This is a genomic window from Shewanella cutis (assembly GCF_022410515.1).
Taxonomy (GTDB): Bacteria; Pseudomonadota; Gammaproteobacteria; order Enterobacterales; family Shewanellaceae; genus Shewanella; species Shewanella cutis.
In genome coordinates this window covers 22,775-37,713 of sequence record NZ_JACSDI010000016.1, presented here as the reverse complement: position 1 = coordinate 37,713, position 14,939 = coordinate 22,775, and the positions used below count along the sequence as shown (strand labels likewise).

12 protein-coding genes are annotated in these 14,939 nt (G+C 45.4%); 11 read left to right on the top strand and 1 reads right to left on the bottom strand.

Annotated elements, in window-relative coordinates:
* Nucleotides 1-287: 287 nt before the first annotated feature.
* From kynU to H9J30_RS16820, 3 genes are all read left to right on the top strand, one after another.
* On the top strand, nucleotides 288-1,526 hold the full coding sequence (kynU, locus tag H9J30_RS16830; protein WP_240132063.1) for a kynureninase: 1,239 nt from the start codon (nucleotides 288-290) through the stop codon (nucleotides 1,524-1,526).
* 156 nt (nucleotides 1,527-1,682) lie between these two features.
* Entirely contained in the window at nucleotides 1,683-3,113 is a 1,431-nt protein-coding gene (locus tag H9J30_RS16825) for a sodium-dependent transporter (protein WP_240132062.1), read from the top strand.
* A 256-nt stretch (nucleotides 3,114-3,369) separates the two neighbouring features.
* Nucleotides 3,370-5,724, top strand: a complete 2,355-nt coding sequence (locus H9J30_RS16820; protein ID WP_240132061.1) for a TonB-dependent receptor — start codon at nucleotides 3,370-3,372, stop codon at nucleotides 5,722-5,724.
* 127 nt (nucleotides 5,725-5,851) lie between these two features.
* Here the strand turns inward: H9J30_RS16820 and H9J30_RS16815 are convergent, their stop codons facing one another.
* Nucleotides 5,852-6,814 carry a LysR family transcriptional regulator gene (locus tag H9J30_RS16815; RefSeq protein ID WP_240132060.1) on the bottom strand — a complete coding sequence of 321 codons (963 nt, stop codon included), beginning with the start codon at nucleotides 6,812-6,814 and terminating at the stop codon, nucleotides 5,852-5,854.
* Between the two features lie 169 nt (nucleotides 6,815-6,983).
* Here H9J30_RS16815 and H9J30_RS16810 point away from each other — a divergent pair, with 169 nt between their 5' ends.
* The 8 genes from H9J30_RS16810 to H9J30_RS16775 all read left to right on the top strand — a co-directional run bounded on the left by H9J30_RS16810 (nucleotide 6,984) and on the right by H9J30_RS16775 (nucleotide 14,914).
* Nucleotides 6,984-8,444 carry an alginate export family protein gene (locus H9J30_RS16810; RefSeq protein ID WP_240132059.1) on the top strand — a complete coding sequence of 487 codons (1,461 nt, stop codon included), beginning with the start codon at nucleotides 6,984-6,986 and terminating at the stop codon, nucleotides 8,442-8,444.
* A 198-nt stretch (nucleotides 8,445-8,642) separates the two neighbouring features.
* A complete protein-coding gene (locus H9J30_RS16805) occupies nucleotides 8,643-10,169 on the top strand; it encodes a 2-hydroxymuconic semialdehyde dehydrogenase (protein WP_240132058.1) in 1,527 nt (508 codons plus the stop codon).
* A gap of 25 nt (nucleotides 10,170-10,194) precedes the next feature.
* Nucleotides 10,195-11,031, top strand: a complete 837-nt coding sequence (locus tag H9J30_RS16800; RefSeq protein WP_240132057.1) for a 2-keto-4-pentenoate hydratase — start codon at nucleotides 10,195-10,197, stop codon at nucleotides 11,029-11,031.
* 34 nt (nucleotides 11,032-11,065) lie between these two features.
* The gene (locus H9J30_RS16795) at nucleotides 11,066-12,049 is read left to right on the top strand and encodes an acetaldehyde dehydrogenase (acetylating) (RefSeq protein WP_240132099.1); all 984 of its coding nucleotides are present in this window, start codon (nucleotides 11,066-11,068) and stop codon (nucleotides 12,047-12,049) included.
* A gap of 4 nt (nucleotides 12,050-12,053) precedes the next feature.
* Entirely contained in the window at nucleotides 12,054-13,085 is a 1,032-nt protein-coding gene (gene dmpG, locus H9J30_RS16790; protein ID WP_427915923.1) for a 4-hydroxy-2-oxovalerate aldolase, read from the top strand.
* Complete coding sequence (locus tag H9J30_RS16785) at nucleotides 13,085-13,897, top strand: 2-keto-4-pentenoate hydratase (protein WP_240132056.1); 813 nt, start codon at nucleotides 13,085-13,087, stop codon at nucleotides 13,895-13,897. Before dmpG ends, H9J30_RS16785 begins: the two co-directional genes overlap by 1 nt.
* Nucleotides 13,894-14,382, top strand: a complete 489-nt coding sequence (locus H9J30_RS16780; protein WP_240132055.1) for a RidA family protein — start codon at nucleotides 13,894-13,896, stop codon at nucleotides 14,380-14,382. Before H9J30_RS16785 ends, H9J30_RS16780 begins: the two co-directional genes overlap by 4 nt.
* Complete coding sequence (locus H9J30_RS16775; protein WP_240132054.1) at nucleotides 14,372-14,914, top strand: 3-hydroxyanthranilate 3,4-dioxygenase; 543 nt, start codon at nucleotides 14,372-14,374, stop codon at nucleotides 14,912-14,914. Before H9J30_RS16780 ends, H9J30_RS16775 begins: the two co-directional genes overlap by 11 nt.
* Nucleotides 14,915-14,939: the final 25 nt, after the last annotated feature.

The following is a 14,939-nucleotide window of genomic DNA, read 5'->3' as shown; positions in this document are numbered from 1 at the left end:
TTAAGTCTGTTCATTAAGCCTACCGATGGAGGTGGGCTTTTTTTTATGGCCTTTGTTGAAAAATTGGCGGTAATGCTGTTGCCATTGAGGATATTAAGACCCGTGACAGTCTGTTTTTTGTTTTCTGACTTATTCATTTCGGTTCGAATTTTACGTTTATTATATGTTAAATGTTATAGCTTGCGGTGTTAAATTTATTGTTAACTTTGGGGCGGGACGCTTAGTATAAATAGCGTTAATAAATAGAGGGAGGCAATGAAGCCGCCCCAGCCGTGGAGTAAAACAACGTGGAAAAACTCACTCGAGAAGATTGTTTGCGATTCGACTTAGATGATCCCTTAGCGCATTTTAAAAACGAATTTAGCTTACCTGAGCAAATGATTTACATGAGCGGTAATTCGCTAGGTGCCATGCCCGTCAGGGCAATTGCAAAAGCACACCAAACAGTTGCAGAAGAGTGGGGGAGAGGGCTCGTAAAAAGTTGGAATCAGCATGACTGGTTTCACATGACGACTCGATTAGGTGCGTTGATTGCACCGACTATCGGTGCGGATGATGATGAAGTAGTGATGACAGATTCAACTGGCATAAATGTGTTTAAGGTCTTATCCGCCGCCTTGACCCTTCGTCCAGAGCGTTGTCGAATTTTGATGGAAGGCAGTAATTTTCCAACCGATAACTATACCGCTCAGGGGTTGGTTAAATTGCTTGGCGCTGACCACGAAATTGTCTATGCCGAAGGCGATGAAATTGCAGAAAAAATTGACGACAGCATCGCTGTTGTTTGCCTAACTCAGGTGCATTATAAAACTGGGCGAGTACTCAATATGCATGATCTGACAGCTAAAGCACATGCTGTTGGTGCAGTTACAATATGGGATTTATGCCATAGTGCGGGTGCAATGGTGGTGGATCTTAACGGCTGTAATGTCGATTTTGCTGTGGGTTGTACTTATAAATATTACAACGGCGGCCCTGGGAGCCCAGCGTTTATTTTTGCTGCTCGCCGTCACCATGGTAAAGCGTTGCAACCGTTAACGGGTTGGTACGGTCATAAATCTCCCTTTGCGTTTGAACGAGATTACACGCCTGCAGCTGATATTGTGCAGATGCTCAGTGGCACTCAGCCAATTTTAAGTATGTCGGTGGCTGAGGTTGGGCTTGAGATCATGTCGCGAGTGAATATGGCACAGATCCGTGCTAAGTCCTTAAGATTAGGCGATGTATTTATTCAACTGCTGCAACAAGAGTGCCCTGATGCGGGATTTGAGTTGGTTTCGCCTAGTGATGATAGTCGCGGCAGCCAAATTGCACTGAGTCACCCACAGGGTTACGCCATAGTACAAGCATTAATTTCTTGTGGTGTGGTTGGTGATTTTCGAGCGCCTAATATTTTGCGTTTTGGCTTAACCCCCTTGTATTTACGTTATGTGGATATTTGGGATGCCATAGCTCATATCAAAGACATAATGGGGACCGGCCGTTGGCAAGAGCCGCGTTTTAATCAACGTCATGCGGTGACTTAAGATTTAATCACTCATAAAGAGGCGCTATAGCGCCTCTTTATGAGGCAAGTATCGTGATAGCTTTCCTTTGTCTCGTTAGCCATCAGTCGTCGATATCCAAGCACGCACATACTGTATAACCACAGATAATATAAAAATAATAAGCGAGGATAAGTGATGCAAACATCGATTTCTCAAGGCGTTGTGCCTTCGTCTAGTCATTCTAGCACCTTAGGCTCAACAGCCTCAGAGCATGAACAATGGTCATCAAAAGCGGGATTTTTATTAGCCGCTATTGGTTCTGCGGTAGGATTGGCCAACATTTGGCGTTTTCCCTATGCCGCGGGTGAAAACGGCGGCGGGGCGTTTGTGCTGGTGTATATCTTGTCTGTGGTGTTGGTGGTGTTACCTATTTTAATGGCTGAATTACTCATCGGTCGACGTGGGCAATTGAGTCCACCCAATTCGATTGCTAAGGTTTGCCGTGAAGCCAACCGCAGCCAAGCCTGGCGCTGGATGGGATTTGTTGGCGTGGTTGCCGCTATCATTATTTTCTCCTTTTATATTGTCGTCGGTGGCTGGACCCTTGCTTATGTGGCTAAATCGGCCACGGGAGAGCTAGCTGGACTGGATAAAACCGCGATTCAAGCTTCCTTTGATGGCTTAAATGCCAATGCCTTTGAATTGTTCTGCTGGGCGAGTGCATTTTTGATCTTAACCGTTATCGTATCGGCTCGTGGAGTGAAAGCGGGCATCGAAAGTGCGTCGAAGATATTGATGCCTATGCTATTTGTTATTTTATTACTTTTGGTGATATATGCAGCAGTAACTGGGGATTTTATACGAGGAGTACGGTTTCTACTGGTTCCTGACTTTTCAAAAATCACCACGGATGTAGTGCTTGATGCCATTGGGCAAGCGTTCTTTTCAATCGGAGTTGGGATAACTAACTTAATTGCCTACGGGGCATACTTAGACCGGAAAACTTCTATCCCTAATGCTTCTGTCACTATTATAGGTGCCGATACCTTGGTTGCTCTATTAGCTGGATTGGTTATCTTCCCGATCATTTTTGCTAATAATATGGATCCCAGTGGTGGGCCTGGGTTGGTATTTATGGCATTGCCCTATGCATTTGGGCAAATGCCAGGAGGTACCATTATTGGACCATTGTTTTTTCTTCTCTTATTTTTTGCTGCATTAACTTCCGCTATTTCAATGATGGAATGTACAGTGGCTTGGCTGAAAGAGAAATTGCACTGGTCTAGGCTAAAGTCTGCCCTTGTGTGTGGGGCATTAAGTTGGGCGTTGGGTTGCCTTTCTGTATTGAGTTTTAATCATTTGAGTGGTGTGTATCCACTGGATTTTATCGGTGCTTTTGAGCATAAAACCTTCTTTGACTTGTTCGATTACTTAACTACGACTGTAGTAATGCCTTTATGTGCCATTTTTGTCGCCATTTTTGTCGGGTGGGTATTACCTACTGCCATTACTGCTGATGAATTGGAGGGAAGCGAGCATCCGTGGCGTTATCGTCTTTGGCATTTTCTCGTGCGCTTTGTTGCTCCGCTTGGATTAAGTGCGGTGTTTATTTCCTTAGTCAGTTGAGCCTAGCGAGAATAAGCTTTCAGACTGAAAAGACCAGCCAAATTTGGACTGGTCTTTTTCGTTTAAACACCTTGTCATTGCATAGCTAGCAGAACATTTTGCTATAACAATTTTGATATGAAAGATGGATAACAAATTATTTCTAAGATATGGCTAACTCCCGTAGCTTGAGATTTAGTGAGCGAATATTGAGCGGTGTCAAATAATAGACTCACACACGAGATAATAATGATAACCCGTCACGGGAGAGTAAAAGATGAGCAAGACGCCACAAGTACCGTTTAAAACATTAACCCCCATAGCCCTTGGAGTCGCACTGGCATTGGCTACTATCCCCGTTGTTTGGGCTGCCGATACAGAAATGCAAGGTGCAACCGAAAATATCAGTAATGCGGATGATGCCCAAGCCAATCCACCAACGGAAAAAAACTCAGGTATAGAGGTTATCCAAGTATCTGCCCGCCATAAAGTCGAAAGTTTACAATCTACGCCTATTGCAATTACTGCCTTTGGCGAAGCGGAAATGAAAGAAGCCAAAATAGAAGGGTTGGATGATATCGCTGGCCGTACGCCTGGATTTCAAATGAATGCTTACAGTTCCAGCGAGCCAGAGTTATTTATGCGTGGGATTGGTAGTGACATTGAAAGTGCCGGTGCTGCGGCGGCAATCGGGATGTATGTGGATGGCGTGTATATTTCCCGTGGTACAGCTGCTGCAATGGACCTGTATGATCTACAAAGCGTTGAAGTGCTACGTGGACCGCAAGGCACCCTTTATGGCAAAAACGTCGTAGGTGGCGCGATTAACTTTATCACTAAGCGCCCTGTCTTTGGTGCGCCAGAGGGCAGTGTCGAAATGACCATAGGCAACTATGGCCATTTTGAAGGCAAAGGCTACGTCACTGGGTCAATCAATGATAGCGTTGCCGCAAAACTTGCCATCAGCGGTGTGACCCGTGACGGTTATGGTAAAAATACCTATACAGGTAACGATGCAGATGATTTAACACGTTATTCGGCGAGGGCGCAGTTTTTATTCGATCCCGGCACAGATTTTCAAGCTTTATTAACCCTTGGCGCATCAAAAAGTGATGCCACCCCGAGAGTGAAACATATAGGTTATAGCGACGGGCGCAACGCGCCATTTATCAGTGCCGATCCTCGTAGTGATCTTAACAGTGTTGATGGTTATGAAGAAGCTGATAGTGGTAATTTGAGCCTTAAAATGGATTGGACCACTGATCTTGGTGATATAACTTCTATCACTGCGTATCGTGATAATAGCTATGATTTTTATGAAAATGCTGCCACAGGACTGGTTGATAGAACACAGGTTTTTGATCCATGGGGCGATCCTGCCAATAACACTGTCTCAAGCCATGATGAACTTGCGGCATTGCAGGTGGATGATGAGTGGTTATCACGCAAAGGGGAAGATGCGAGTCAATTTTCCCAAGAAGTGCGTCTCTCTGGTGGCAATGGTGACTGGGGTTGGCTTGGCGGCCTGTTCTACATGAGGGAAGATATCGACCGTGCTGAGGATGTTGATTATTGGTTCGATACCCAGTGGGGCACTACTGCCGGCAATGTGGCTAATACGACCAATAATATAACCGACAGTTACGCAGTGTTTGGTCAGCTGAGTTATGAGTTCACTCAAGACTTAACCGCGACGGTAGGCCTGCGTTGGAGCCGTGATGAGAAAACATTCGGTGGCAGTGCATGGGGGCGCAGATTTGATAATTTTGATAATTTGCATGAGGATATTAATGGTAATAGGGTTGAACGCTATGACTTTGAAACCAGTGACAGTTGGGCCGAGTGGACACCAAGCTTTAATCTTGAATATCAAGCGTTAACAGATCTGTTTTTATACTACTCACTTGCTAAGGGCTTTAAATCGGGTGGTTATAACGGCGAAGGGATGGAAAAGGCAGTTGAAGCTGTTTTACCTTTTAAACCTGAAATTGCGTGGAATAATGAAGTCGGTTTTAAACTGCAAGCCTTTGAAGATAATATGCGCCTAAACGGTGCAATTTTTCACACTGATTACCAAGATATTCAGAGCCAAGTATGGGTAGAAACGGGTCCTAATACCCCAGACAATCTGCAAGTGATGAACGGCAGCGGTATTGCTAAGGGATTTGAATTAGAGTTGACCGCACTATTGACCGATAACCTAACGCTGAATCTCAGTTATGGTTACCTCGATGCTGAATTCACCGAAGATTTATTGGTCGATGATACCAATCTTAATGGCAATAAAATGCGCCGAACTCCCGAAAACTCTCTTAATACCTATTTGAATTATCAATGGGCTATGGCCGAGTTAGGTGATGCGAGCTTTAGGGTGAATTATCAATATCAAGATAGTTACTTCTTTGATAACTCGAACGATCCATTGACTGAAGTGCCATCGGAATACACGATCGATGCGGTGATGACCCTAACCAGTTTTGATGAGGTTTGGAGTGTGCAATTATGGGGCAAAAACTTAACTGATGAGTTAAATATCGGTTCTACAACCTTATATGCCGCATGGGATAATACCGTCTTTAATGCCTATAAACCGCCACGCACTTATGGCGTTACCTTGGGATATCGCTTCTAGTCGCGATGACTCTGGTACCGAGATTATTGACAGTGATTTTACTGGTCATTCTGCTTTAGGTGATTTGTAAACTACAGCGTTGATGAGGCGCTGTAGTTTTTTATTAGCCCTAGCGAATACGTTTGGTTTAGGGCTGTATTTTATTACGCTGGCGGATGATTGCGGCTTCATCACGTAATGCATGGAGTAGGTATTCGCTCACCGGCGGTAATGCACGGTCAGCGCGCACTGTAATGCCTATGGGACCAGGCTCATCCCCTAAATCCACATTGAGGCGTTTTAATAGGCCTATTTCTTCGTAGGTGCGAATCACTTCGTTGGGTAAGGTTGAAATCATATCGGTTTCTTTCAATAAGGTTCGATTGGCTAAAATTGATACTGATTCAGTAGCATTTGCGGGTATGTTTAAACCCTGTTTATGGAAAATCGCATCTATCTCTTGGCGTAACAGGGTTTCCCGTGGCGGTAAGATCCATTCTTGATCGAGCAAGTCTGCTAAGGTGAGGTTTTGCCTTTGTTGTAATGGGTGATGGGTGCGAGTTACAAGCGAGATGGGTTCGTAAAAGAGCACTTCGTTACTGAGTCCTTCTTCCTCTTGTACTTCTGGAATTCTGCCGACAATTAAGTCTAAATCATCCAGTTTGAGCGCAGCGACCAATTTATCTAATGTCCCTTCAACAACAATGACTGACACATTAGGGCGTTCTTTTTTCAATCGAATGATGGCGTGTGGCAATAACGTTGCACTGGCTGCAAGTAAGGTTCCAACCGTCACTCGTCCTGACAAGCCTCCTTGTATTGTCGATAATTCTTCACTGGCATGACGTACTTGTGACAATACTAGCTTGGCATGTTTTATCAAAATTTCGCCGTAAAGTGTTGGTACTACACCACGTGATGAACGCTCAAATAGGCTTAAATTTAACGCGATTTCGATATCGCGGATAATTTTAGTGGCCGCAGGCTGTGCCATATTTAGAATTTGTGCTGCGCGGAAGATATTTTGCTGCTCACCAACGGTCACTAATAGTTTTAAATATTTAAATTTTAAGCGTGAAGTTAAGTGTCGTTCTAATGTGTTGGGATCCATATTCGCTACCTTCCTGTTATGACAAGTTGATCACTATCCAAACCTAACCTATAGCAAAAGATGTATATTAAAAAGTCTAAATGTTATTTTTTTGTATTAACTAACTTAGGTAGGGTCGAGGCGCAGCGATGCTTATTGGGAGCATTCAGTCGTTAGGAGTGATTTTAAAGTGATCCTTTGCCTTAATTTTCCGTTATCTCAGGTATTTTATAAATTCGTTCTCTGTTCAGCTGCGGTGCTTTTTGCCATCGCGGCAATGGGGATTGGTTTTAGTAGTGACGCCGCACAGACTGTACCGCCTCCTCAAACCGAATCTCTTATAAATGAGAGCAAGCAAATGCCTTTTCATGCGCGTAACTTGTTGACTCCTTATTTGAGTTGGGGTGGTGAAACTGTCATTCAATTGGGAAGTCAAGGAGATATGAGTTTTCAAGGCGGGAAGAATATTGATTTTAACGCGAATGAGTTGAAGTTTGGCATCCACTATCGCCCAGTTAAACGTTTCTCTGCATACAGTACGTTAATGTGGCAAAAGGTATATCGCCTAGATAGCACCAATAGTGATGATTTTGTCGGTTTTGAATCTGCTTATTTGGCTTGGAATGATGAGCAGGGAGAGCCAAGTTTGTTTATCGGGAGGCAATATTATGAAGATAGTCGCGGATTTTTATTCCACCAGAGCCTAGATGGTCTTCACGGTGATTGGCAATGGCAGCAAGCAGATCAACATTGGCGGCTTAACCTTGCCTTCGCCCGTCAAGGTGTATGGGACAGGGATTTACGTCAACCAGATAAATCAGTGCAAGATGTACAGCTCTTATGGCTTACATTCACTCGGCTCGGATGGCAAATCGCTGCTTATAGCTTAGCGACCCAAACTCACTATGACCCAATGAGCCCCGATTTTGCCGTTACTGCTGATGACATCCCCGCGAGTGGACAAAGCAAACCAATCACATTTGGATTGCGAGGGCTGGGAGACACAGCTGCTATGTTGGGCATCGATAAAATATGGCCCTTAAATAACATGACGCATTGGTTCGAATTAGCCTATGTCGCCGGTGAAGAATATCAACGCAAGCTATCGGGGACGGGTGTGGATCTAGGCTTATTGATACCACTGAGTGACTCTAAGTTAACACTGATTTTGGGTTATGCATTCGGCAGTGGAGATGAAGCCAATTTAGCTGAAATCACTAACAACAAGCCTGTGGATAAACGTTTTCGTCAGAGTGGATTTCAACTTAATAACGGTTGGTTGGGTGAGGGCGGCGCAAAGTTTAAATACTATGGCGAGTTAGTCAAACCGGAACTGAGCAACATTGCTATTAGTACTTTGGGGTTGAGGTTGAAGCCGAATGAGACTAGCTCAATTGAACTTGTTTATCACGACTATCAACAAGACCAAGCTTCGAGTCAATTTTACGGACAGGGGATTAAAGTTACACCAAACGGCATTAACCCTGAGTTGGGCGAAGCGGTTGATCTTATCTTGAGTTATCGCGCGATCAAAGGTCTTAAATTAGAACTTGATATATCTTGGTTTTCACCCCGTCAAGCATTTCAATCTGCTAGTCATAACGCCAAAGATGTTTGGCAAGTGTATACCGAACTGAGGTATCACTTTTAGGTGTTGCTTGCCTCAATACATTCACTCACTCCCCGATAATTGCACGAATAGCTATCTAAAAAAAAATATATCAAATGTTAAATTTGTTATTTTTATATTATGTCTTGGCCGCGTAGATTAACTCCATCACTTATTCAGTCTCGCAAGCGTTTTGGCGCAGTTAATCCGCAGGCTGAGCGAGAATACTAAGGGGAAGTTATGCATCAACAAGATTTGCCAGATCAAGCTAAAGAACCATTTACAATGCCAGTTGCGGGTATTCCGTATTTTGGCGGTGTGTTGCGCAATTATGTGGCGGGCGAATTTAGGGACAGTGACGCGCATTTTGACAATATCAACCCCGTTGATGGCAGTGTGATTAATCGTGTGGCAGAAGCTGATGCTCAATTAGTTGATGAAGCCGTGCATGCCGCCCATCAAGCGCTTGCTGGGGAATGGGGGGCGTTATCAATAGCTGACCGCTGCGCGTTAATGCACAAAATCGCCAATGGTATTGAAGCGCGTTTTGAGGAGTTTGTCGCGGCTGAAATGGCTGATACTGGTAAATCTGCATTTCAGGCACGTACCATTGATATTCCCCGTGCAGCCGCCAATTTTCGCGCTTTTGCTGATCTTGCAAAAAACCGAGGCAGTGAATGTTTCCACACCGATACGCCCGATGGCAAGGGTGCACTTAACTATTCTGTTAATAAACCCTTGGGCGTTGTTGCGGTTATTGCTCCTTGGAATTTACCCCTATTGTTACTGACGTGGAAACTTGCTCCGGCTTTAGCGTCGGGTAATACGGTTATAGCAAAACCTTCAGAGGAAACGCCATCAACAGCCACCCTACTGGCTGAAGTGATCCATCAAGTTGGTGTGCCTGCGGGAGTATTTAATTTGGTTCACGGATTTGGTTCCCATTCGGCGGGCGAGTTTTTAACTCAGCATAAGCTTGTTAACGCCATCACGTTTACCGGTGAGTCAAGTACAGGCTCTGCCATCATGCGCGCTGCGGCTGCAGGTGTTAAGCCGTTATCTTTCGAACTGGGCGGTAAAAACGCGGCGATTATTTTCGATGATTGCGACTTTGATGAAGCGGTCGCTGGGACTGCACGTTCTGTGTTTACCAATGGTGGCCAAGTGTGTCTGTGCACTGAACGGGTATATGTACAGCGCACTATTTTTGACAAGTTTGTTAAAGCCTTAAAACTGAAAGCTCAGGCCTTAAAAGTAGGTTGGCCTACGGACCCAAATACAGACATGGGGCCGCTGATTTCCCATAAACACAAAGACAAAGTCTTGTCGTATTTTTCCAAAGCGATCAGCGATGGCGCTAAAGTGATTTGTGGCGGTGGTGCGCCACAATTTAATGACGTGCGTGATCAGGGCGCTTTTGTTGAGCCGACTATTTTTACCGGGCTTGGGGAAGACCATCCCTTAGTGCGTGAAGAGGTCTTTGGGCCTGTGTGTCATATCGCCCCCTTTGACACTGAAGCTGAAGTTATCGCTCTGGCAAATAACACCAATTATGGTCTTGCTGCGACAGTGTGGACAACACAACTACAACGGGCGCACCGCGTCGCAAAACAAATGGATGTGGGCATTGTATGGGTAAATGCATGGTATTTACGTGACCTGCGTACGCCCTTTGGTGGCGTTAAGCTCTCAGGCATAGGACGTGAAGGCGGTATGCATTCGCTTAATTTCTATGCTGAACCAATGAACATCTGTATCAAGCTTTAGTCGCTTGAACTAAGAGGATTACAAGATGGCTTTTGATACTCATATCAAGCAGTCCACGAGCAGTCAGCAGCTTATTGTTCAGGCCGCGAATTCGCTTCAGACTGCGCAACAAACGGGTCAGCCTTGCGCGCCTATCCGACATTTATTGCAAGATCGGGCTGTGAACGAAAGTAGTTTGGCCGATGCATATGCGATTTCACAGTACAACCATCAGCGCTGGCAAGATGAAGGTCGCCGTCCTGTAGGCTGTAAAATTGGTTTGACATCAAAATCAGTACAAACCCAGCTAGGGGTAGACCAGCCCGATTTTGGCTTGTTATATGCCGATATGTTTGTTGCCGATGGCGATGACATTCCTTGGGGAAAGGTATTACAACCTAAGGTGGAAGCTGAAGTGGCGTTGGTACTTGAACACGATTTGACCATGGAATTGCCTACAGTCGCTGATTTAATTCGTGCAACCGCCTATGCACTGCCAGCGATTGAAATTGTCGGCAGCCGAATTGGAAACTGGGATATCAATATCTTGGACACCATCGCTGATAACGCATCCTCAGGCATGTTTGCCCTTGGTAATACGCCGACTCTGTTAAAGCAACTCGATCTAAGGCTGTGCGGCATGGTGATGGAGCGATTTGGCGAACAAGTGTCGGTGGGAGCTGGGCAAGCATGTTTGGGGCATCCGTTAAATGCTGCGCTTTGGGTTGCTCGCACATTTGCCCAGCTCGGTCAGCCATTACGTGCGGGTGACATTATTTTAACTGGCGCCCTTGGTCCTATGGTGACAGCTAAACCCAATGACAGATTTGAAGCACGCATCGCTGGTTTGGGGTCTGTACGAGTCGGATTTTTAGGGGAGTAAGCAGATGCCGTTAACAAAACAAGAGGTAACGCCAATGGCTGTTGAGCAAGTGACCCAACCTAATGAAGCCAAAATTAATGTTGCCATCATTGGTTCAGGCAATATTGGCACTGATTTAATGATTAAAATTTTGCGCACTTCATCGGTGCTAAACATGGCGGTTATGGTGGGTATAGATCCTGAATCCGATGGACTTGCCCGTGCACAACGCTTAGGCGTGGCAACATGTGCTAACGGCATAGATGGATTGGTTAACATGCCACAATTTAGCGACATTCAAATTGTGTTTGACGCCACTTCAGCTTATTCCCATCAAATTCATCATCAAGCATTGAGCCAATATGGAAAGCAAATTATTGATTTAACACCTGCAGCTATTGGGCCTTATGTGGTGCCTGTTGTTAACTTAGACGCTCATTTACAGAGTAATAATGTCAACATGGTGACCTGTGGTGGGCAAGCGACCATTCCTATTGTGGCGGCGGTGAGTCAAGTGGAGAAAGTCCATTATGCTGAGATTATTGCGTCTGTATCGTCGCGCTCAGCAGGCCCAGGCACGCGCGCCAATATTGATGAATTTACCCAAACGACCGCCAGAGCCATAGAGCAAGTGGGCGGTGCCGCTAAAGGTAAAGCCATTATTATTTTAAATCCTGCCGAACCACCGATGATGATGCGTGACACCGTCTTTGTGCTTAGTAGTGCCAGTGATGTTGTTGGTGAAACTGAGCAGCGAATTCGGGAGTCTGTCGCTGCAATGGTGGATAAAGTTCGTCAATATGTGCCTGGATATCGCCTTAAACAGCAAGTGCAGTTTGAGCGTTATTCTGCTGATAACCCTCTGAAAATACCCGGCTACGGTGAGTTTTGCGGCCTTAAATCATCCATTTTTTTAGAGGTAGAAGGTGCTGCGCATTATCTACCAGCGTATGCGGGCAATCTCGATATTATGACTTCGGCAGCGCTGGGTACGGCAGAGCAAATTGCCCGTCAAAAATTTTCTCATTTAATGGCGTGAGGCGATGATGAATAAACTTTATATCCAAGATGTTACGTTGCGAGATGGTATGCATGCCATACGCCACAGTTACAGTATTGATGATGTGCAGCGTATCGCCCAGGCGCTTGATTTTGCACGGGTAGATGCTATCGAAGTCGCCCACGGTGATGGCTTAGGCGGTTCGAGTTTTAATTATGGTTTTGGTAAGCATACCGATAGAGAGTGGATTGAGGCTGTGGCGGATGTGGTAACCCATGCCAAATTAACCACGCTGATTTTGCCAGGTATTGCTGTGAAACAAGATCTGAAATGGGCCTGGGATGTGGGTGTTCGCTCTGTGCGAGTGGCGACTCATTGCACCGAAGCAGATATTTCTCGCCAACATATCGAGTATGCCCGAGAGCTTGGGATGGATACTGTGGGTTTTTTGATGATGTCCCATATGAATAGTCCTGAGAGGTTAGCCGAGCAAGCCAAGTTAATGGAAAGCTATGGTGCCCAAACGGTCTATGTAGTGGATTCGGGCGGAGCCATGAATATGCAAGATGTGTCATTGCGGGTAAAAGCCTTGCGTCATGCGCTCAATAGCGAAACTCAAATTGGTATTCACGCACACCATAATTTATCACTCGGAGTAGCAAATTCTATCGCTGCAGTAGAGTGTGGCGTCAGCCGTGTCGATGCCTCACTAGCAGGTATGGGCGCGGGGGCGGGGAATGCGCCGCTTGAGGTGTTTATCGCTGCTGCAGAACGTTTGGGGTGGCACCACGGGACGGATTTATTCACCTTAATGGATGCTGCTGACGACATAGTGCGTCCATTACAAGATAGGCCCGTACAAGTCGACCGTGAAACCTTGTCTCTTGGTTACGCTGGGGTATATTCCAGTTTTTTACGTCATGCCGAAAAAGCGGCTGCTACCTATCAACTTGATACTAGAGATATTTTAGTTGAGTTGGGTGCTCGTAAAATGGTTGGTGGACAAGAAGATATGATAGTCGATGTCGCCTTAGATATTTTGGCTCGACAGTCGGTCGCTAAAGGAGCCATGTGATGACTGAACTATTAGGGCAATTGGCTAAACGAGTTGATAGTGCTGCACAAAATGCCACGGCAATTGCTCAGCTTTCGAATGAAGTTAGTTTAAGTATTGCAGATGCTTATCAGGTGCAAAACTTATCAATTTTGCAGCGTATTCGCCGTGATGAGCGAGTCATGGGCGTTAAAATGGGGTTTACCAGTCGCGCTAAAATGCAGCAAATGGGTGTCGATGATCTGATTTTTGGACAGTTAACTGATGCTATGTTAATTGATGACGGCAGTAAATTGGATTTAGGTCGCTTTATTCACCCAAGAGTCGAGCCTGAAATAGCTTTCTTGTTAAATAAGCCGCTTTCAGGAAAGGTGAGCATTGCAGAGGCCATGGCATCGGTAGCGGCTGTAGCGCCTGCACTTGAAGTGATTGATTCCCGTTATGATAACTTCAAATTTTCACTCGTGGACGTGATTGCAGATAACTGCTCATCGGCGGGGTTTTGTGTGGGCACTTGGCATAGTGTTAATCAAGGTGGCACGTTAGATATCAGTAATCTTGGTATGGTGATGGAGTTTGATGGCCGTGCAGTACAAATTGGTTCGAGTGCGGCGATATTAGGTAATCCGTGGCGTTCGTTGGTCGAAGCCTCTCGTCTTGCCGCCGCTGCGGGGAGTTTTTTGCCCGCAGGTTGCATAGTGCTGGCTGGAGCAGCCACTGCGGCTGAAGCTTTGGTTATCAAAGCTCGAGATACATGCCATGTGCGATTACTGACGCAAGCTCTTGGGGCTGTGGAGTTTAGCGCCCATTTGCTGCAGGAGAACCCAGTATGATTACAGTAATGTCTGCGGATACGCCTGTATCATCCACTGAATGCACCCGACCAAGCAGTCAAGTGATTGCGACAAAGGCAAAACCTAGAGGGCGATTTCCACATTACAAGCGGGCAGGGGATTTTATCTTTGTTTCTGGAACAAGTTCTCGTTTGCCTGATAACAGTTTTGTCGGTGTGAAGGTTGATGAATTTGGTACCACACAGCTTGATATTGCAGCACAAACTCGAGCGGTAATAGACAATATTGCTGATATCTTGGCGGCTGCAGGAGCCTCACTTACCGATGTGGTTGAAATATCGACATTTCTGGTCAATATGAATGATTTTGGCGGTTATAACGCTGTTTACAGTGAGTACTTTGATGAACAAGGGCCGACGCGTACTACCGTTGCTGTGCACCAATTGCCTCACCCGCATCTATTGATAGAAATTAAAGCTGTTGCTTATAAACCTTTAACACAAGGAACAAGTGATGAGTCATAACGTACTTCCTAAAATCAGTAAGTTATCAGCATTTAATTTTCAAGCTTGGATCGATGAACATCAGCATTTATTAAAGCCGCCCGTCAACAATAAATTGATATGGGAAAATGCCGATTTAATGGTCACTGTTGTTGGTGGGCCAAATGAGCGTTATGACTACCATGATGACCCCGTCGAAGAGTTTTTCTACCAAATGAAAGGTAATGCATTTCTAAGGATTATGACGGATAGCGGCCCAGAAGAACTGCATTTAAAAGAAGGAGATATCTTTTTATTACCGCCTCATGTTCGCCATTCACCCCAGCGACCTGAAGCGGGCAGTGTGTGTTTGGTGATAGAGCCTAAACGCCCTCCTGGCGAGAAAGATGCTTTCGAATGGTATTGCCAAAACTGTCATCAGTTGGTGCACCGAGTTGAAGTGCAATTGCAGCATATTGCGCGAGATCTTCCACCAGTGTTTGCTGCTTTCGCTAGTGATGAAGTCAAGCGTACTTGTCGCCATTGTGGTGAGATACATCCGGTTAAGCGTTGATCCATTTAGGACATAAGGTTACGTC